Source organism: Streptomyces sp. NPDC048659 (genome assembly GCF_040650575.1).
GTDB lineage: Bacteria > Actinomycetota > Actinomycetes > Streptomycetales > Streptomycetaceae > Streptomyces.
Window position 1 is genome coordinate 98232 of sequence record NZ_JBEZHM010000023.1, and the last position, 18281, is coordinate 116512.

General features: G+C 74.5%; 18 protein-coding genes. 13 read left to right on the forward strand and 5 right to left on the reverse strand.

Annotated elements, in window-relative coordinates; translation table 11 throughout:
- Both AB0C99_RS19520 and AB0C99_RS19525 read left to right on the forward strand, forming a co-directional pair.
- Positions 1-675 carry a phosphatase PAP2 family protein gene (locus AB0C99_RS19520; RefSeq protein WP_362476440.1) on the forward strand — a complete coding sequence of 225 codons (675 nt, stop codon included), beginning with the start codon at positions 1-3 and terminating at the stop codon, positions 673-675.
- A 129-nt stretch (positions 676-804) separates the two neighbouring features.
- A complete protein-coding gene (locus tag AB0C99_RS19525; protein WP_362476442.1) occupies positions 805-1512 on the forward strand; it encodes a helix-turn-helix domain-containing protein in 708 nt (235 codons plus the stop codon).
- Here AB0C99_RS19525 and AB0C99_RS19530 read toward each other — a convergent pair.
- A complete protein-coding gene (locus AB0C99_RS19530; protein WP_362476474.1) occupies positions 1478-2947 on the reverse strand; it encodes a hypothetical protein in 1470 nt (489 codons plus the stop codon). The two genes, AB0C99_RS19525 and AB0C99_RS19530, sit on opposite strands and share 35 nt — an antisense overlap.
- A 246-nt stretch (positions 2948-3193) precedes the next feature.
- Between AB0C99_RS19530 and AB0C99_RS19535 the strand changes: the two genes are divergently transcribed.
- Positions 3194-3844 carry a DUF305 domain-containing protein gene (locus AB0C99_RS19535; RefSeq protein WP_362476443.1) on the forward strand — a complete coding sequence of 217 codons (651 nt, stop codon included), beginning with the start codon at positions 3194-3196 and terminating at the stop codon, positions 3842-3844.
- Positions 3845-3912: 68 nt separating this feature from the next.
- Here the strand turns inward: AB0C99_RS19535 and AB0C99_RS19540 are convergent, their stop codons facing one another.
- A complete protein-coding gene (locus AB0C99_RS19540; protein ID WP_362476444.1) occupies positions 3913-4284 on the reverse strand; it encodes a helix-turn-helix transcriptional regulator in 372 nt (123 codons plus the stop codon).
- 168 nt (positions 4285-4452) lie between these two features.
- On the opposite strand from AB0C99_RS19540, the gene AB0C99_RS19545 reads away from it, so the two are divergent.
- The 5 genes from AB0C99_RS19545 to AB0C99_RS19565 all read left to right on the forward strand — a co-directional run bounded on the left by AB0C99_RS19545 (position 4453) and on the right by AB0C99_RS19565 (position 9534).
- The gene (locus AB0C99_RS19545; protein ID WP_362476445.1) at positions 4453-5538 is read left to right on the forward strand and encodes an NADH:flavin oxidoreductase/NADH oxidase; all 1086 of its coding nucleotides are present in this window, start codon (positions 4453-4455) and stop codon (positions 5536-5538) included.
- A 149-nt stretch (positions 5539-5687) separates the two neighbouring features.
- Complete coding sequence (locus AB0C99_RS19550) at positions 5688-6773, forward strand: exo-alpha-sialidase (RefSeq protein ID WP_362476446.1); 1086 nt, start codon at positions 5688-5690, stop codon at positions 6771-6773.
- Between the two features lie 43 nt (positions 6774-6816).
- On the forward strand, positions 6817-7494 hold the full coding sequence (locus AB0C99_RS19555; RefSeq protein ID WP_362476448.1) for a uracil-DNA glycosylase: 678 nt from the start codon (positions 6817-6819) through the stop codon (positions 7492-7494).
- Entirely contained in the window at positions 7491-8516 is a 1026-nt protein-coding gene (locus AB0C99_RS19560) for a BadF/BadG/BcrA/BcrD ATPase family protein (RefSeq protein WP_362476449.1), read from the forward strand. Before AB0C99_RS19555 ends, AB0C99_RS19560 begins: the two co-directional genes overlap by 4 nt.
- Positions 8517-8613: 97 nt before the next feature.
- Positions 8614-9534 carry a hypothetical protein gene (locus AB0C99_RS19565; RefSeq protein ID WP_362476451.1) on the forward strand — a complete coding sequence of 307 codons (921 nt, stop codon included), beginning with the start codon at positions 8614-8616 and terminating at the stop codon, positions 9532-9534.
- Between the two features lie 118 nt (positions 9535-9652).
- Here AB0C99_RS19565 and AB0C99_RS19570 read toward each other — a convergent pair whose 3' ends face one another.
- Positions 9653-10705, reverse strand: coding sequence for a lactonase family protein (locus AB0C99_RS19570; protein ID WP_362476453.1), 1053 nt, complete (start codon positions 10703-10705; stop codon positions 9653-9655).
- 124 nt (positions 10706-10829) lie between these two features.
- Complete coding sequence (locus AB0C99_RS19575; protein WP_362476475.1) at positions 10830-12335, reverse strand: FUSC family protein; 1506 nt, start codon at positions 12333-12335, stop codon at positions 10830-10832.
- Between the two features lie 292 nt (positions 12336-12627).
- On the opposite strand from AB0C99_RS19575, the gene AB0C99_RS19580 reads away from it, so the two are divergent.
- The 5 genes from AB0C99_RS19580 to AB0C99_RS19600 all read left to right on the forward strand — a co-directional run bounded on the left by AB0C99_RS19580 (position 12628) and on the right by AB0C99_RS19600 (position 15655).
- Positions 12628-13164, forward strand: coding sequence for an Lrp/AsnC family transcriptional regulator (locus AB0C99_RS19580; protein WP_362476455.1), 537 nt, complete (start codon positions 12628-12630; stop codon positions 13162-13164).
- Positions 13161-13880: an HAD family phosphatase gene (locus tag AB0C99_RS19585; RefSeq protein ID WP_362476456.1), complete on the forward strand. Its 720-nt coding sequence runs from the start codon at positions 13161-13163 to the stop codon at positions 13878-13880. Before AB0C99_RS19580 ends, AB0C99_RS19585 begins: the two co-directional genes overlap by 4 nt.
- Positions 13881-13955: 75 nt before the next feature.
- The gene (locus AB0C99_RS19590; protein ID WP_362476457.1) at positions 13956-14351 is read left to right on the forward strand and encodes a helix-turn-helix transcriptional regulator; all 396 of its coding nucleotides are present in this window, start codon (positions 13956-13958) and stop codon (positions 14349-14351) included.
- A gap of 118 nt (positions 14352-14469) precedes the next feature.
- Positions 14470-15096 (forward strand): DinB family protein, encoded by a 627-nt coding sequence (locus AB0C99_RS19595; RefSeq protein ID WP_362476459.1) that lies wholly within the window; start codon positions 14470-14472, stop codon positions 15094-15096.
- Between the two features lie 79 nt (positions 15097-15175).
- The gene (locus tag AB0C99_RS19600; protein ID WP_362476461.1) at positions 15176-15655 is read left to right on the forward strand and encodes an SRPBCC family protein; all 480 of its coding nucleotides are present in this window, start codon (positions 15176-15178) and stop codon (positions 15653-15655) included.
- Between the two features lie 7 nt (positions 15656-15662).
- On the opposite strand, the gene AB0C99_RS19605 is transcribed toward AB0C99_RS19600, so the two are convergent.
- Complete coding sequence (locus tag AB0C99_RS19605) at positions 15663-17720, reverse strand: SpoIIE family protein phosphatase (RefSeq protein WP_362476463.1); 2058 nt, start codon at positions 17718-17720, stop codon at positions 15663-15665.
- Between the last annotated feature and the right edge of the window lie 561 nt (positions 17721-18281).

Genomic DNA, 18281 nt, shown 5'->3' on the forward strand with positions numbered 1-18281 from the left:
ATGCGTATCTCCGCCGTCGTCTCCGGCGCCCTGGCCGTGCTGCTGCTCGTCCTCGTGGTCCTGGGGTGGCCACCGCTGCTCTCCTTCGACCGGGACGTCGCCGAGGCGCTGCACCGCAGCGCGGTCGCCGAGCCCGGGATCACCCATCTCAACCGGATCCTGACCGACTGGGTCTGGGACCCGTGGACCATGCGCGCGCTGACCGCCGTCGCCGTCGGCTGGCTGTGGTGGCGGCGCGAGCGGCTGCTCGCGCTGTGGGTGGCGGGCACCAGCCTGTTCGCGGTGGGCTTCCAGCAGGCGCTGAAGGCCGCCGTGGACCGGCCGCGGCCCGTCTGGCCCGACCCGGTCGACTCGGCGAACTACTCCTCGTTCCCGTCCGGGCACGTGATGACGGCGACGGTCACCTGCGGGCTGCTGCTGTGGGTGCTGGCGCTGCACTGGACCGAGACCCGGCGGGGCTGGGGCACGCTCACCGGGGCCGCCCTGGTGTCGGTCGTCGGGGTCGGCTGGACCCGGGTGTACCTGGGGGTGCACTGGCCCTCGGACGTGCTGGGCGGCTGGCTCTTCGGCTGGGCCTGCGTGGCCGGGTCGGTCCTCGCGTACCGGGAGGTCGAGCGCCGTCGGAGCGGCGGCCCGCGGGCGGACGCCGGGAGCATCATGGGAGAGAGGCGTTGAAGCCGCCTGTCCTGGACGATCCCCCGCGTCGCCCAGAACAGACGGCATGTCCCGCTTCGGGCCACGAGGGCACGACGGCAGGACGCGCTGAGTATATTGGCTGCCAGCCAGTCAACGCAGGAGTCCAGCATGTCCCCGCGTAGCGCACAGGTCAATGAAGAGCTTCGGCGGCGCTCCCGTGAGCGGATCCTTCAGGCGACGGTGGAGCTGGTCGACGAGCGCGGCTACGAGGCGACGACCCTCGCGGACATCGCCGCCCGGGCCGGCTCGGCGCGCGGCCTCATCTCGTACTACTTCCCGGGCAAGCGCCAGTTGCTGCAGTCCGCGGTGCACCGGCTGATGCATCTGACGCTGGCGGAGGCGCTGGAGCGGGAGCCGCGCACGGAGGACGGCCGGGAGCGCATGGCGCGGGCGATCGACGCGATCCTGGGGCTCGCGGAGGACCGGCCGGTGCTGATGCGGACGCACATGGCGGGGATCCTGCAGGCCGAGGGCTTCGTGCGCTGCCCCGAGCAGCAGCGGCTCGCGGAGCTGCTGCGGGACACCGTGGTCCGGTACGGCTCGGAGGACGTGGACACCGACTATCCGCTGTTGCGGGCGCTTCTGATGGGGGCGGTGGTGGCGGTGCTGCTGCCGGGGGCCCCGATGCCGGGGGCGCGGCTGCGCTCCGAGCTGTTCCAGCGCTACGGGCTGGAGTGGGAGCGGGGGGCGCCGCCGGACGGACCTCGTCCGCCCGACGGCGCCCCGGGTGCGCGTACGGCGTTACCGGTCCCGCCGGACCGGGTGCCGCGCCAGGGGTCGGCTAGTCGAAGTAGTCGGGCTGCGTCTGGACGTTGAGCTCGTCGAGACGGACCCGGGCCGCCTTGTCGGTGCGCTTGTCGCTGAGCTTCAGGACGTCGAAGCCCTTGGCGATGTCGTTCGAGTAGATGTAGCCGTTGTAGTAGTAGGCCGACCAGGAGCCGCCGGTGACGGGGGTGGTCGCGGAGACCGGGCCGCGCTCGAAGTACGCGATCTCCTTCGGGCGGCGGGAGTCGGTGAAGTCCCAGACGGAGACGCCGCCCTGGTACCACGCCTGGACCATGATGTCCTTGCCCTTGACCGGGATCAGCGAGCCGTTGTGGGCGACGCAGTTCTCGGTGTCGGCCTGGTGGCGCGGGATCTTGAAGTAGCTGCGGAAGACGAGCTTGCGCTTGTCGCCCTTGCCGACGATGTCGTAGATGCCGTCCGCGCCGCGGTTCGGGCCGACGACCGCGTTGCAGGTGGCCGCGCCGCCGCCGCCGAGCTCGTCGGTGAAGACGACCTTGTTGGCCTTCTGGTTGAAGGTGGCGGAGTGCCAGAACGCGAAGTTGACGTTGTCCTGGACGCGGTCGATGACCCGCGGGTGCTCCGGGTCCTTGATGTCGAAGAGGATGCCGTCGCCCATGCACGCGCCGGCGGCCAGGTCCTCCTCGGGCAGCACGGTCAGGTCGTGGCAGCCGGTGGTCTTGGAGACGCCCGGGTTGGTGGGCTCACCGGGGTTGCCGCCGCCGTCCGGGCCCTCACCGGGGAACAGGACGGGGAAGTTGACGACCTTGGCCTGCTGCGGGGCCTTGCGCGGCACCTTGATGACGGAGATGCCGTCGTGCGGGGGCTGGCAATCGGGGAAGGCGGCGTTGGGCGAGTACGAGGAGACGTAGACGTACACGTCCTTGCGCTTCGGCACCAGCGTGTGGGTGTGCGAACCGCAGGCCGTCTCGACGGCGGCCACGTACTTCGGGTTCGCGATGTCGCTGATGTCGAAGATCTTCATGCCCTCCCAGGATTCCTTCACCGAGGCGGGCTGGGGAACGCTGGCACAGGAGTTGTCGCTGCGGGAGGAGTCGGTGGACAGGAAGAGCAGGTTCCCGGAGACCGAGACGTCGTTCTGGGAGCCGGGGCACAGCACCTGGGCCACCGTCTTGGGCGACTTGGGGTTGCTGATGTCGAAGATGCGGAAGCCGTCGTAGTTGCCGGCGAAGGCGTACTTGCCCTGGAAGGCGAGGTCCGAGTTGATGCCCTTCAGGGCGTCCTTCGGGACGTTCGCCAGGTGTGCGATGTTGGGGCTGTGGACGATCTCGTCCACACCGGGTATCTCGCCCGCCGCGATGGCGGCGCGCGCTTCCGCCACCCGCTCCGCGGAGACGGTGGCGGGCGCGCCGGCGTCGCCCGGGTCGGGGGTGGCGGCTGCGGGGCCGGCGGCGAGCAGGCTGACCAGCAGCCCGGCCGCGGCGGTCACCACGGCCAAGCCTCTGATCCGTGCGCGCGGGGTACTCGTGGTACGCAAGGAAGTCTCTCCGTCCTCATCTGGTGTCGCACAGTTGAACGAGGGTGGGACGTCGGCAGTATCTTCCTTGCTGTGCACATCTCAACAGATGGCAACAGAGACGTAATGAAGAAACACCTGTTCCAGCCCGCCCGCGCCGCCCGAGTCGTCCGAGTGGTCCGAGTGGTCCGAGTCATCGAAGTGATCCGAGTCGCCCAAGTGCCCGTGGAGGTCGTGTTGTCGAAGCACCGTGTCCGTGGAGCGGCCTCGGCCGCGCTCGCCGTCGCCGCCGTGTTCGCGCTCGCCGCGTGCGAGTCGGGGGCGGGGACGGCCGCGCCCCCGGCCGCGAAGCCGAGCGGCCCCTCGGTGATCGCGCCGGGCAAGCCGGGCGAGCCGGCGAGGAAGGTGTCCCCCGAGGAGGCGGCGCGGCTGATGCCCGACGAACGCCCCAACGGCGCCGACTACATGTACGTCCAGATGATGATCGAGCACCACCGGCAGGCGCTCACCATGACCTCACTGGTGGCGGAGCGCGGCGAGTCGCGCCAGGTGCGGAAGGTCGCCGAGCGGATCTCGGCGGCGCAGGGCCCGGAGATCGGCGCCATGGAGGGCTGGCTGAAGAACAACGGCGGGCCGCGCCCGCAGTCCGGCCACGACCACCACACGATGCCGGGGATGGCGACCGAGGCACAGCTGGCCGAGTTGCGCGCCGCCAAGGGGAAGGCGTTCGACACGCTCTTCATCAAGTTGATGATCACGCATCACGAGGGGGCCGTGACGATGGCGGGCGAGGTGCTCAGCCAGGGCAACAACGTGCTGGTGGAGGAGATGGCGAACGACGTCATCGCCCAGCAGACCGTGGAGATCGACCGGATGCGCTCCCTGTAGTCCGGGAAGTCCTCCCGGGAGGCTTCGGCAGTGGTACGCCGGAAGCCTCCCGGCAGGCAGGGGTGCCCTCAGGAGGTGGCGCGCGTGGGGGCGCCGAGGCGTTCGGCCTGGGCGCCCGCGGCGGTCAGGACGCTGTCGAGGAGCCCCGGGAAGAGCGCCTCCAGGTCGTCGCGGCGCAGCTTGTTCAGCTTGGCGGTGCCCCGGTAGATCTGCTGGACGACGCCGCTCTCGCGCAGCACCCGGAAGTGGTGGGTGCTGGTGGACTTGGTGACCGGCAGCTCGAAGTAGGAGCAGCTCAGTTCGGCCCCGGTGTCGGCGAGGGCCATGCAGCGCACGATCCGCAGCCGGACGGCGTCCGACAGGGCGTGCAGCACGGCTTCGAGCCGGATGTCCTCGCGCGCGGGGTGCTCCAGGACTCTGGCGTTGGTCGCGGTCGTCACGGCTGCGGCTCCACTTCTGTCCGGGGGGTGTGCGGGCTGTCGGGCGGCTCTCGGGAAGGTGTGCGGCCATTGTACGAGCGCCCTCGTAGTTTGACAGGCGCCGTACTACGAGAAGTATCGTAGTAAGCCCTCCCAGGCCGTACCACCGTCCCGGAAACGGAGTCCCCCATGAGCAGCGCCCTCTTCGAGCCCCTCACCCTGAGGTCCCTCACGATCCCCAACCGGGTGTGGATGGCCCCGATGTGCCAGTACTCGGCTGAGCCCTCGGGCCCCTGCGCCGGTGTGGCCCGCGACTGGCACTTCGCCCACTACGCGGCCCGCGCCACGGGCGGCACCGGACTGATCCTCGTCGAGGCGACGGCCGTCGCCCCCGAGGGCCGGATCAGCCCCGCCGACCTCGGCCTCTGGGACGACGGCCAGATCGAGGGCCTGCGCCGGATCACCGACTTCCTGAAGGAGCACGGCACCGTCCCCGGCATCCAGATCGCCCACGCCGGGCGCAAGGCGTCGACCAACCGCCCCTGGGACGGCCGCGGCCCCGTGGACCCGGCCACCGGACTGGCCTGGCAGCCGGTCGGGCCGAGCCCGGTCGCCTTCGCCGACGACCACCCCGTGCCGACCGAGCTGACCGTGGAGCGGATCCACGAGATCGCCGGACAGTTCGCCGACGCGGCCCGGCGCGCGCTCGCCGCCGGCTTCGAGGTCGTGGAGGTGCACGGCGCCCACGGCTATCTGATCGGCGAGTTCCTCTCCCCGCACAGCAACCGGCGCACTGACACCTACGGCGGCTCGTTCGAGAACCGCGTCCGCTTCGCCCTGGAGGTCGTCGACGCGGTCCGCGCGGTGTGGCCCGCCGACCTGCCGGTGTTCTTCCGGATCTCCGCCACCGACTGGCTCGACGAGCACGGCTGGACCGCGGACGAGACCGTCCGCTTCGCCGCGCTGCTCCGCGCGCACGGCGTCGACCTGCTCGACGTCTCCACGGGCGGCAACGGCGGCGCCCCGCGCATCCCCGTCGGCCCCGGCTACCAGGTGCCGTTCGCCGCGCGGGTGAAGGCGGAGACCGGGCTGCCGGTCGCGGCGGTCGGGCTGATCACCGAGAGCCGCCAGGCCGAGGAGATCGTCGCCGGCGGGGACGCGGACGCCGTCCTCCTCGGCCGCGAGCTGCTCCGCGACGCCTCCTGGGCCCGGCGCGCCGCCCGCGAGCTGGACGCCGAGACCCACGCCCCGGCCCCGTACGCCTGGGCGATCTGAGGACCGGCCGGGCGGGACGGGCCCCGGCCTCGGGGTCGGGGGCTTCAACACGCCGCTGACCTGGGGCGCGGCCGTCTCCGGGGGCCGTTGTCAGTGCACGGGTGCAGACTGGCCCGTATCCGCGACGACGGCGTCCTGGAGGTGTCGGCATGTCCGAGGTGCTACTGACCGTAGGCACCCGCAAGGGTCTGTTCATCGGCCACTACCGTGAGGACCGCTGGGAGTTCGGCGAACCCCGTTTCCACGCGCAGGCGATCTATTCGATCGGCATCGACACCAGAGGCCCCGCGCCCCGGATCCTGGTCGGCGGGGACAGCGCCCACTGGGGCCCGTCCGTCTTCCACTCCGACGACCTCGGCGCCACCTGGACCGAACCGGCCGCACCCGCCGTCAGGTTCCCCCAGGACACCGGCGCCTCCCTGGAGCGGGTGTGGCAGCTCCACCCGGCGCCCGCGCACTCCCCCGGCGTCGTGTACGCGGGGACCGAACCGGCCGCGCTCTTCCGGTCCGCCGACGGCGGCGAGTCCTTCGAGCTGGTCCGCCCGCTGTGGGAGCACCCGACCCGGGACCGCTGGGTGCCGGGCGGCGGCGGCGAGGCGGTGCACACCGTCGTCACCGACCCCCGCGATCCCGACGCCGTGACCGTCGCCGTGTCCACGGCGGGCGTCTTCCGCTCCCGGGACGGCGGGGCGAGCTGGGACCCGGCCAACGAGGGCGTCTCCGCGGTCTTCCTGCCCGACCCGCACCCGGAGTTCGGCCAGTGCGTCCACAAGATCGCGCAGGACGCGGGCGACCTCGACCGGCTCTATCTGCAGAACCACTGGGGCGTCTTCCGCAGCGACGACGCCGGCGGCCGGTGGACCGACATCGGCGCCGGGCTCCCCTCCGACTTCGGCTTCACCGTCGCGGCCCACCCGCACCGCCCCGACACCGCCTATGTGTTCCCCATCAACGCCGACTCCGACCGGGTCCCCGCCGGGCACCGCTGCCGCGTCTACCGCACCACGGACGCGGGCGGGAGCTGGCAGCCGCTCAGCGAGGGGCTGCCGGAGGGCGACCACTACGGCACGGTGCTCCGCGACGCCCTGTGCACCGACGACGGGGACCCGGCGGGCGTCTACTTCGGCAACCGCAACGGGGAGGTGTACGCGAGCGCCGACGACGGCGACAGCTGGCGGCTCCTCGCCGAGCACCTGCCCGACGTGCTGTGCGTGCGCGCGGCGGTGCTGGGCTGAGCTGCGGGACCCGTTGTCGGAGTGCGCCAGTAGAGTGACGGACGTGGCAGCACGACCGTTGAACGAAATCGTCGAGGCCGGGTGGGCGCAGGCGCTCGCACCGGTGGCCGAACGCATCGCCTCCATGGGCGACTTCCTCCGGCAGGAGGTCGCCGCGGGGCGCACCTATCTACCCTCGGGGGCCAATGTCCTCAGGGCCTTCCAGCAGCCCTTCGACGAGGTGCGGGTCCTCATCGTCGGCCAGGACCCCTATCCGACCCCCGGGCACGCCGTGGGGCTGAGCTTCTCCGTGGCGCCCGACGTGCGCCCGGTGCCGCCGAGCCTGGACAACATCTTCCTGGAGATGCACCGGGACCTCGGGCACCCCCGCCCGTCGAACGGCGACCTGACGCCGTGGACCCGGCAGGGTGTCCTCCTGCTCAACAGGGCGCTCACCACCGCCCCGCGGCGGCCCGGCGCGCACCGGGACAAGGGCTGGGAGGCCGTCACCGAGCAGGCCATCCGGGCGCTCGCCGCGCGCGGCAAGCCGCTGGTGTCGGTGCTGTGGGGCCGGGACGCGCGCAACCTGCGCCCGCTCCTCGGCGACCTGCCCGCGATCGAGTCCTCGCACCCCTCGCCGATGTCGGCGGACCGGGGCTTCTTCGGCTCGCGCCCCTTCAGCCGCACCAACGAGCTGCTGCTCCGTCAGGGCGCCGAGCCGGTGGACTGGCAGCTGCCGTGACGGACGGGGCGGAGCGCGGGCTGGTCCTCGGCGTCGACTCCGGCGGCTCGGGGCTGCGGATCGCGCTCGCCCGCGCCGCCGACGGCCGGGTGCTGGAGACGACCGCCTCCGCCGAACCCGTACGCACCGGGGCGGGCGGCATCGACGCGGGCCATCTGCTGGCCCAGTTGCTGCCCGCCGTCGCGTCGCTGACGGCACGGGCCGAGGGCGCAGACCCCGGCGGCGACTCCGGTGGCACAGACCCCGGCGGCGCGGGCCGGATCGTGGCGGTCGCCGTCGGGGCGGCCGGGATGGCGACCCTCGGCGACGGGCTGCGGGCCGAACTGCCGGGCGCCTTCGCGCGCGCCTGGGGTGTGCGGCGGCTCGCGCTGGCCGCCGACGCCGTCACCGCCTACGCGGGGGCGCTGGGCCAGCGCCCGGGCGCCGTCGTCGCGGGCGGCACGGGCCTGATCGCGATGGGCACCGACCTGACCGGCTGGCGCCGGGCCGACGGCTGGGGCCATCTCCTCGGCGACTGCGGCAGCGGGGCGTGGATCGGGCGCGCCGGGCTCGAAGCGGCGATGCGGGCGCACGACGGCAGACGCGGCGGTTCGGCGGCGCTCCTGGCGTGCGCCGAGGACCTGTTCGGCCCGGTGGCCGGGCTGCCGGGCGCCCTCTACCCCCGAAGCGACCGGCCCGCCGTCCTCGCCTCCTTCGCGCCCCGGGTGAGCGCCTGCGCCGCCGCCGGCGACCCGGTCGCGGCGGACGTCCTGGCGCGGGCCGCCCGGCACATCGCGGAGGCCGCGGAGGCCGTCTGCCCGCCCGAGGCGGACGTCGAAGTGGCCCTGACGGGCGGCCTGTTCAAGATGGGCGAGCCCCTGCTGGGCCCGCTCCGCGCGGAGCTCGGCGGGCTGCTGCCGCGGGCCCGCGAGGTGCCCGCCGCGGGTGATCCGCTCGCCGGGGCGGTGACGATCGCCGCCGCGCTCGCGGACGGGACGCTGCGGCTGCCGGAGGATCCACGCCTCCTCCAACTCACCAGGTAATCGGCGGTTCCCGGCGACTCGGACATACAGGGGCAGAAGTCGCTCAGCCGCACCTCACCGCAGTGCGGGACGGGCAAGCGCAGTAGCATACGGCGCCATGAGCTCCCCCACTGGGCCTACTCCCGGCCTGCCTGTACGAATGCCGCGCCCCCGCCAGTCCGGGCGGCACCGGCGCCCCGAACCCGTGGTGGCGCCCGAGGGCGCTCCCGCGCTCGTCCTCGCCGTTCCCGGCGTGCCGTCGGCCGCCATACGCTCGCTGGCCGAGGAGGTCGTGAGCATCGCCCGCTCGGAGCTGCCCGGCCTGGAGGCCGTGATCGGCTACCTGGACGGCGACGACGCCACCGAGTACCCGAGCCTCGGCGGCGTCCTCGCGCGCGCCGCCGCGCTGCGCACCGAGCGCTACGAGCTGGCCGTCGCGGCCGGCCGTGAGGTCACCGCCCCCGAGGGCCCGGCCGCCGTCGTCGTCCCGCTGCTCGCGGGCCCCGACAGCGCCCTGCTCCGGCAGGTCCGGCAGGCCGTGATGGACGACGGCAACACGGCGGAGCTGACCGACGTGCTCGGCCCGCACCCGCTGCTCGCCGAGGCCCTGCACGTACGCCTCTCGGAGGCCGGTCTGGCGCGGGCCGACCGGGCGCGCCTGTTCACGGTCGCCACGGCGGCCGACGGCATCATCCTGGCCACGGTCGGCGGCGAGGAGGCGGTGCAGGCCGCCGGTATCACCGGAATGCTGCTGGCGGCCCGGCTGGCCGTGCCCGTGATGGCGGCGGCGCTCGACCAGGAGGGCTCGATCGCCTCGATCTCCGAGCAGCTGCGCGCCGCCGGTGCGGAGCAGCTCGCGCTGGCCCCGTACCTGATCGGCCCGGAGCTGGCCGACGGCCTGCTCGACGCGGCGGCCAAGGAGGCCGACTGCGCGACGGCGGAGGCGCTCGGCGCGTACCCGGCCATCGGCAAGCTGGTGCTCTCGCAGTACGCCTCGGCGCTGGGGATCTCCCCGCAGCAGGGCGCGCCCGTCCACTGACGGACGGCGCCGCGGGGGACGGCGGAGGCAGTGACGGGAAGGGCCCGCACCGGAGGATTCCGGAGCGGGCCCTTCCCGTTGACCGCCGCCCGCGCGGGAGGCGGGCAGCGGTCAGCGGTCAGCCGAAGACGACGCAGGAGGCGGCGGGCGCGGGAACCGAGCCCGCGCGGGACGGCAGGCCGGTCTCCTGGTCCACCGTGAACCAGGTGACGTCTCCGGAGCGCTCGTTCGCCGCGTACAGGTGACGGCCGGAGGGGCCGAGGGCGAGGTCGCGGGGCCAGTGGCCGCCGCAGGGCACGGAGGCGGTCAGCTCGGCCTTCTCGCCGCTCGCGTCGAGGGCGAGGACGGCGAGGCTGTCGTGGCCGCGCACAGCCGCCCACAGGAAGCGCCCGTCGGGGGCGACGACGAGCTCGGAGGGGTAGCGGTCCCCGGTGGCGTCCTCGGGGACGACCGGGGTCTCGCGGAGCGCTTCGAGGACGCCGGCGGCGGCGTCCCAGCGGCAGACGGTGACCGTGGGCTCCAGCTCGTTGAGGACGTAGGCGTGGCCGCCGTCCGGGTGGAAGGCGAGGTGCCGGGGCCCGGTGCCGGGGCGCAGCGCCGTCGTGCCGTGCGGGCGCAGGGTGCCGGTGGCCGGGTCCAGGGCGGAGACGGTCACGGAGTCGGTGCCGAGGTCCACGGCGAGCACCCAGCGTCCGCTGGGGTCGGGCAGCACCTGGTGGGCGTGCGGCGCCTCCTGGCGTCCCGCGACCGGGCCGGAGCCCCGGTGGCGGGCCACGTCGGCGACGGGGCCCGGGGAGCCGTCGGCGGCGAGGGGCAGCACGCTGACGCTGCCGGAGGTGTAGTTGGCGGTGAGGAGGTGCCCGGCGGCGAGGGCCAGGTGGGTGGGGGCGGCGCCGTCGACCGGGACGGGGGCGCCGAGCAGCCGGGGCGCGGGGTCTTCGGCGGCGCCGACCGCGAAGGCCGCCGCGGCGCCTTCGGTGGTCTCGGAGACGGCGTAGAGCAGCGCGCCGCCGGGGGCGAGGGCGAGGTACGAGGGGTCGGCGACGGCGTCGCTCTCCCCGACGACCTCCAGCGCGGCGCCGTCCGGCGCCAGCTCGGCGACGAGCACGCCCCGGCCGCCGGCCGAGGTGAACGATCCGATGTATGCCCGTGTCCGGCGTGCGTCGCCCACGGCGCCTCCCCTGTGCGGTGTCCCCTGGCCGGTCGCGGCGGACCGGCCGTCCGTCGGGGCGACGTTAGCAGGTCTAGACCAGGGGGTGGCGGGGTGCCGGTGGATCACCGGGTACGGCGGGCCGTCAGGCCGCCGGGACGAGGGGCGCGCGGGGCGAGGTGCGGAGGGGCCCCGCCAGGTCGACGAGGGCGCGCTCCAGGCCGTGCAGGTGGTGCAGGGCCGCCTCGGCGCCCGGGTGGTGGGGCGGGAGGGCGGGCGAGAGGGCCTCGACACGTCCGGCCGCCGCCTCGGCCGGGGGTACGAGGGCGTGCACGGCGGCCTCGACGCGCCAGGCCGCGGCGACCAGGCGGGCGTCGTGCGAGGCGTCCGGGTCGGCGGCGACGGCGGCGAGCCCCCGGGTCTCCCGGGCGCAGTCGTCGAGCAGCGCGAGGACCCGGCGGGCGCGGGCCTTGCGGGCGCGCAGCGGGCTCAGCGGGTGGACGAGGGGGGCCAGCGAGAGGCGGGCGCGGCCGAGCAGCAGCTCCAGTTCGGCGGCGTGCGACGCCGGGTCGGCGGCCGGGTCGCCGGCCAGCCGCCGGGCGGCGGCCGTGGTGCAGGCGTGCACGGAGCCGACGGCCCGCTGGATCCAGGCGTTGGTCGCGGCGTGCGTGGTGACCGGCAGCAGCGCGACGCCGACGGCCGCGCCGAGCGCGCCGACCGCGGTCTCCTGGAAGCGGAGCAGCAGCAGCCCGGGGTGCAGGACGCCGAGCAGCCCGTACAGCAGCCCCGCCATGACGGTGACGAAGAACATCATCCAGCTGTACGAGAGCGGGGCCGTGTAGAAGATGCCGAAGACGCACACGGCGACCAGGACGGCCGTCGGGGCGCCGGCGCCGCCCAGCGGCAGGGCGATCAGCAGTCCGGCGGCGATGCCGGTGACGGTGCCGACGACCCGGCGGAAGCCGCGGACGAGGGTCTCGCCGCGCGAGGCGGTGTTGACGAAGATCCACCAGGCGGTGCCGACGGCCCAGTACCAGCGGTCCGGGGAGACGAGCTGTCCGGCGACGAGGGCGACGGCGCAGGCGACGGTGGCCTGGAACGCCTGTCGCGTGGTGGCGCGGGCCAGCCCGGTGCCGGGCAGCGGGGCGGGCGCGGCGGGCGGCGGGACGCGCCGCTCGATGCACCAGGCGACGAAGCGGACCGCGCTCGCGGCGCCGAGCGCCAGCAGGACGGCCGCGTACAGCTCGGGGAGCTGCGCGGGCACGGCGTGCAGGAACTGGGTCACGAAGAACTGCATGAAGGCGAAGATGCCGAGCGCGTGCCCGCGCGGCCCCCAGCGGCGCGCGTACACGCCGGCGAAGACGACGAGCAGCCAGGCGGCGTCGCGCAGGGCGGGCAGCCCGTGCAGCGCGGTCGCGAGGGCGAGGACGGGGAAGCCGGCCAGCGGCAGCAGGGCCGTGGTGACGGCCTGGCGGCGCACGGTCGGGTCGCCCACCGTGAACAGCGCCAGGAGCGCGGCGAGCCCCGCGGTGATGGAGGCGGTCAGGGACAGCCCCGCCAGTTCGGCCGCGGCGACGGCCAGTCCGACGCCGAGGACGGCCCGCGAGGCCACCCGCAGCCGCACCCTGCCCGGGTCGGGTGCCACGCACACGAGCCGGAACAGCCTGCCCCCGGCCGCCAGGCCCTTCTTCACGGCGGTCGATCCGCCCCCGCTGCCGTACACACACCCTCTTCGTCGTCGCGCGATGCCCTCTGGACATGGCGATGGCGCCGCGGGTCCGGGACCGGCCACCTCGCCGGTCCGGCGCGTGCGCGGCGCCATCTGTCCAACTCTCCGAAGAGGAAAGCATCCCTCCGCCCAGTGGCTCAACCGGCGGCCCGATGAGTGGGCCATTGGTACAGTCGAGGCGACGGATGACCGGCCACAGGGAGGCCAACGGACCATGGCGGTGGACGAGCTCGACACCCGCATCCTGCGGCTCCTCATCGAGCAGCCGCGCACCAGCGTGCGCGAGTACGCGCGTGTCCTCGGGGTCGCCCGGGGCACCGTCCAGGCCCGGATCGACCGGCTGGAACGGGACGGCGTGATCACGGCGACGGGCCCGGTGCTCTCCCCCGCGGCCCTCGGGCACCCGGTGCTGGCCTTCGTGCACATCGAGGTCACCCAGGGACACCTCGACGAGGTCGGTGACGCGCTGGCGACCGTCCCGGAGATCGTGGAAGCCTTCTCGATCACGGGCGGCGGCGATCTGTGGACCCGGGTGGTCGCGCGGGACGCGGGCCATCTGGAGGACGTCATCCAGCGGCTGATCCAGCTCCCCGGCGTGGTCCGCACCCGGACCGAGATCGCGCTGCGCGAGCGGGTGGCGCACCGGCTGCTGCCGCTGGTGGAGTCGGTGGGGCGGCGGGGCGGCCAGGGGACCGGGAGGGACCAAGGACCCTCCGTTTCCGCCGGACCCTCTGACAGGGTGGGCGCATGAGCACCCCGCGCGTTTCGGTCGTCTTCGATCTCGACGGCACGCTGGTCGACAGCGAGCCCAACTACTTCGAGGCGACCCGCCGCGCCCTCGCCGCGCACGGGGTGACGGCCTTCGACTGGGCGCGCCACACGGACTTCATCGGGATCGGCACCCTGGAGTCGCTGCGCGCGCTGGCCGCCGAGTACGGCGTGACCGCCCCGGCCGAGGACCTCCTCGACGCCACGAACTGGCACTACCTGGAGCTCGCCCGGGCGGCGACGCCCGGCTTCCCCGAGATGCGCGCCTTCGTGGAGCGGCTGTCCGCGCGGGGGGTGCCGATGGCGGTCGCCTCGGGTTCCTCGCCGGCCGCGATCGAGGCCGTCCTGACGGGGACGGGCCTTGACGCGTATCTGAAGACGGTCGTCTCGGCCGAGGAGGTCGAGCGGGGCAAGCCCGCGCCGGACGTCTTCCTGGAGGCGGCCCGCCGCCTGGGCGCGGCCCCGGAGCGGTGCGTGGTCCTGGAGGACGCGCCGCCGGGCGCCGCCGCCGCGCACGCCGCGGGGATGCGCTGCCTCGCCCTGCCGTACGTACCGGGGACGGCGGACGATCCCGCCTTCGCCACCGCGGACCTGGTCTTCCGCGGCGGGCAGCGGGAGTTCACGGCGGAGGCGGCGCTGGCGTGGCTGGCCGGGTGGGAGGGGACGATCGGGGCCGACATTCCGGCACACCGACCTTGAGTAGGCTAGCATTCGCTAGGCATATTGGCTGATTTTCCTTGCAGATGCCATTCCGTGCCGCCTAGGCTGGTGGCCATGCAGACCTACACCATCGGGCAGGCGGCGCGGCTCCTCGGCGTCAGCCCGGACACCGCACGGCGCTGGGCCGACGCCGGCCGGGTCGCCACCCATCGCGACGACAGCGGGCGGCGCCTCATCGAGGGCCCCGACCTCGCCGCCTTCTCCGTCGAGCTCGCCCAGGCCGCGCCGGGCGACGAGGACGACACGTACACCTCCGTCCGCAACGCCTTCCCCGGGATCGTCACGGCCGTCAAGCTCGGCGACGTCGCGGCCCAGGTGGAGATCCAGGCGGGCCCGCACCGGCTGGTCTCGCTGCTCACCCGGGAGGCCGTCGAGGAACTCGGGCTCGAGGTCGGGATGCGGGCCACGGCCCGTGTGAAGTCGACCAGCGTGCACATCGACCGCGCCTGAAATCACGTGCCCTGGGCGGGTGCCCTGTGCCAGGCTCCGGCACGCGCGCCCGCCTCCGGGGCGGCGCGCGATCCGAGCGCACCGCACCGCACCCCACCACGCCGACCCAGGAGCCTCCATGACGACCCCGCCCCGTCTCGCCCCCTTGCTCGAACAGTTCGAGTTCGCGCGCGAGCGGCTGCTCAACCGGCTGACCGGACCGCTGGTGGACAGCGGCAACGGCACGGAGGTCCCCGTCGGCCCGCTCACCGACGCCGAGCTGCTGTGGGAGCCGGTGCCGGGCTGCTGGTCGGTCCGCCGCCACCGGGACGGGCCGGGGCCCCGGGCCACGCTGCTGGTCGGGGCCGGGGCCTGGGGCCGTGACACCACCCCGCCGCCGCACCCCGAGCCGGCGCCGTTCACCACGATCGCCTGGCGGCTGAACCACCTCACCGAGATGTTCACGCTGCGCACCGACCACACCGCCGGCAGCCGCAGCCTGAACCGCGACGACTTCCGCTGCCAGGGCGAGGCCGCCCCCGCGCTCGCCGACCTCGCGCGGTCCTCCGCCGCCTGGCACGCGATGCTGGGCACGCTCGACGACGCCGCGCTCGACACGGTCGGCTACTGCACCTACCCGCACGGCGGCGACCCGGAGCTGCCCCTGCTCGACGTCGTCTGGTGGATGAACCAGGAACTGCTCCACCACGGCGCGGAGATCGCCCTGCTCAGGGACCTCCACCGGGCCCGGGGCGAGGCCGGCTGACCGGCGCCCGGGACCGGGCCCGGGCGCGGTGCGCGTGGGACGATGGGAGGGATCCCCCCTCCGCCAGCCGGGAGGCGCCATGTCCAGGATCAACGCCTCCGTCGACATCTCCCGTCGGCCCGAAGACGTCTTCGCGTACGTGACCGATCCCGCGCACCTGCCGGAGTGGCAGGAGAGCGCGGTCGCCGTCCGCCCGACCGCCGGGGCCCCCGGCACGGTCGGCGGGCAGGTCGCCGTCACCCGGCGCATGGGGCGCCGGGACCTCGACACGACCATGGAGCTGACCCAGCTCGACCCGCCGCGCACCTGGCACGTCCACGGGGTGGACGGACCGGTGCGCGCGGACGCCCAGGGCACGATCGAGCCGCTCGACGGCGGCGAGCGGTCCCGCCTGACGCTCTCCCTCGACTTCGAGGGCCACGGGGCCGGGCGGGCGCTCGTCCCCCTCGTCGTACGACCGCACGCCCGCAGGGAACTGGTGCGGGACGAGCGGAGGCTGAAGGCGATCCTGGAGGGCTCCGGGGCGGGCGCGGGGCCGGGCGCGGGCGCGGCCGGCTGAGCGGCCGTCAGCCCGTCGTCCGGGCCAGCAGCATCGCCACGTCGTCCTGGGCCCGGCCGTCCAGCAGCCGGGCCAGCACGTCGTCGCACAGCTCCTCCAGCGGGCGGTCCGTGTCGTGGAGGGCGGCGGCGAGCTGGTCCATGCCCTGTTCCAGGTCGCGGTCGCGGGCCTCGATCAGGCCGTCCGTGTAGAGGACGAGCAGGCCCCCGGCGGGCACCGCCACCTCCTGCGTGCCGAACTCGTGGGCCCCGGTGCCGAGCGGGGTGCCGGGCTGGCCGTCGAGGAAGGTGACGGCCCCGCCGGGGACGGCTACGGCCGGCGGCGGGTGGCCCGCGCGGGCGATGGTCCAGCTCCGGGTGAGGGGGTCGTACACGGCGTACACGCAGGTCGCCATCTCGTCCTCGCCCAGGTCGGCCACGACCGCGTCGAGCGAGCGGAGCATCCGCGCGGGCGCGATGTCGTGCCGGGCCAGCGTGCGCACGGCGGTGCGGAGCTGGCCCATCACGGCGGCGGCGTGGATGCCGTGGCCCATCACGTCGCCTATGACGAGGCCGGTGCGCCCGCCGGGGAGCGCGACCACGTCGAACCAGTCGCCGCCGACGTCGTGCTCGCTCGCCGGGAGGTAGCGCCCGGTGAGCTCCAGGCCGGTCACGTCGGGCAGCGCGTTGTTGGTGAGGCTGCGCTGGAGGGTGAGGGCGGCCTGTCGCTGGGTCGTGTAGAGGCGGGCGTTGTCGATGTTGAGGGCCGCGCGCGCGGCGACCTCGTCGATGAGGATGCGGTCCTCCTCGTCGAACGGCTCCCGGCCGCGCAGCCGGGTCACCGAGACCGTGCCGAGGACCGTGCCGCGCGCGACCAGCGGGACCAGCCGCGCGGAGCCGATGCGGGTGGCGAGATAGCTGCGCAGGGCCTCCATCCGGGGGTCCCGGATGAGCGCGGGGATGTCGGAGACCCGCAGGTCCATGGCCCGCGCCTCGGTGATGACCGCCTCGTACACGGAGCCGAGCGGGATCCGGAAGGTGCGCCCGACGCCGAGGAGGGCGGTGGGGGCGGCCGGGTCGGGGAAGGCGGCGGCGAGGCGGCGCAGCACGCCCCGGGTGGCGGCGGTGGACTCGTCGGGGTCCAGGACCGATTCGAGGAGCTGGACGTCGGCGGAGTCGGCCAGCCTCGGCACCAGGAAGGAGACGACCTCCTCGGCGGTCTGCCGGAGGTCCAGGGTGGTGCCGATCCGGGCGCCCGCCTCGGCCAGCAGGGTGAAGCGGTGCCGGGCGCGTTCGACCTCGACGTGGGCCCGCTGGCTGTCGGTGACGTCGATGAGGGAGGCGATGACGCCGAGCGGGCGCCCGCCGTGGTCGAGGAGCGGGGCGTACGAGCAGGACCAGATGTGGTCGTGGTCGGGGTCGGCGGGGGTACGGCCGACCCGGCGGGCGTCGACGACGGCGGTGCCGGTGTCGAGCACCTGGCGCATCAGGGCCTCCAGGGCGCCCGCGTTCACGCCAGGCACGACCTCGGTGAGGCGGCGGCCGAGGTGGTCGGCGGGCGGCACGCCGTTCATGCGGGCCAGGGCGTCGTTGACGCGCAGGAAGCGCAGGTCGGGGCCGAGGGTCGCGAGGCCGATGGGCGACTGGGTGAAGAGGGACTCCAGCGCGGCCAGCGAGTCCCTCATGCGCAGGACCTCGGAGGTCTCGACGGCGATCAGCATCGCGCCGGGGCGGCCCTCGGGGTCGGCGGCGGGCACGATCCACATCTCCATGACGACCTGGTGGCCGTCGCGGTGCCGGACCGGGAGGGTGCCGACGACGGTCTCCCCCGCCTGCACCTGGCGGGTCAGCCGGTCGGCCAGCTCGCGGTTGGTGTCGGGGACGAGGAGCGGGGTGGCGAGGCGGCCGATCACGTCCTCGGGGCGGTGCCCGAGGAGGTCCTGGGCGGCGAGCGACCACTCGACGATCCGCCCCCCGGCGTCCTCGCGCCAGAGCGCGATGGGCAGCAGGTCGTTGAGCACGCCCGCGTAGCCGACGGCCGCGCGGGGCGGCTGCGGCACCCTGCCCGGCGACTGGTGAGTGTGCAACGCATCTACCTACGCATCAGCCTGGCCCCGAGGGGCGCAATTCCTACCGCACTATCCCTACCGCAATACCTTTCGAATCACCCTATCCGAGACATTACGGGCGGGCGCTGCGCGGGACTCCGCGACCAGGCTGCTCGGGACTCCACGACGACGCTTCTCGGGACTCCACGACCACGCCGCCCGGTGGCGACGGCGGTGCGCCGAGCGGCGGGGAGCGGGGCGCGCACGACCCTCGGCCGCATACCCCCCCGGGGGTCATGATTCCGTAGTTCTACGGATGTACGAACCCGTGTCGTTCTGAAAGAGTCTGCGGAAAGCCGACGAGGGATACGTGTCGATACGCGTCCCCGGACCGACCGTGCGCGCGCCTGCGGACCGACCGGTGCGCGGGTCCGCCAGGACCGGCCCGCGCACGTCCGCGGACCCCGAGCAACCCGAGGAACCCGAGATCGCCCCCGACAAGCCCCACACGTTCCAGGTCGATCTGCGTGGCCTGGTGGACCTGCTCTCCCACCACCTGTACTCCAGCCCCCGGGTCTACCTCCGCGAGCTCCTCCAGAA